The sequence below is a fragment of the Candidatus Caldatribacterium sp. genome (assembly GCA_014359405.1).
GTDB classification, from domain to species: domain Bacteria; phylum Atribacterota; class Atribacteria; order Atribacterales; family Caldatribacteriaceae; genus Caldatribacterium; species Caldatribacterium oleiphilum.
The window spans coordinates 1-279 of sequence record JACIZN010000173.1 but is presented as its reverse complement, the minus strand read 5'-3'; the positions used below and the strand labels follow the sequence as shown (position 1 = coordinate 279).

1 protein-coding gene is annotated in these 279 nt (G+C 52.3%); it reads left to right on the top strand.

What is annotated here, in order from left to right:
• The coding region (locus tag H5U36_09985; GenBank protein MBC7218434.1) for a helix-turn-helix domain-containing protein at window positions 1-245 on the top strand (245 nt) is incomplete at its 5' end.
• Window positions 246-279 lie beyond the last annotated feature (34 nt).

The window sequence follows — 279 nt, the reverse complement described above, 5'->3', positions numbered from 1 at the left end:
GTAGCACAAAAGGAACAGAAAGTCTATCCCGTTTCTCCGGTTCCTCACTCCACCTTGAGTCTCTCTTTGGGTATGCCTCTTTGGCAAAGCTTGCCAAAATCCATGGGCTCTCCAAGAAAGCCAAGATTCGCCTCGAGGTCCTGGACTTTGCCAGAAAACACCCTGTTGCTGTCACCTGCAGGAGATACGGCATTGCCCGGAGCACCTACTACCGCTGGAAGAGAAGTTCAACCCCAGGAACCTGAAGAGCCTTGAGGACCGCTCCAGAAGACCCAAAAA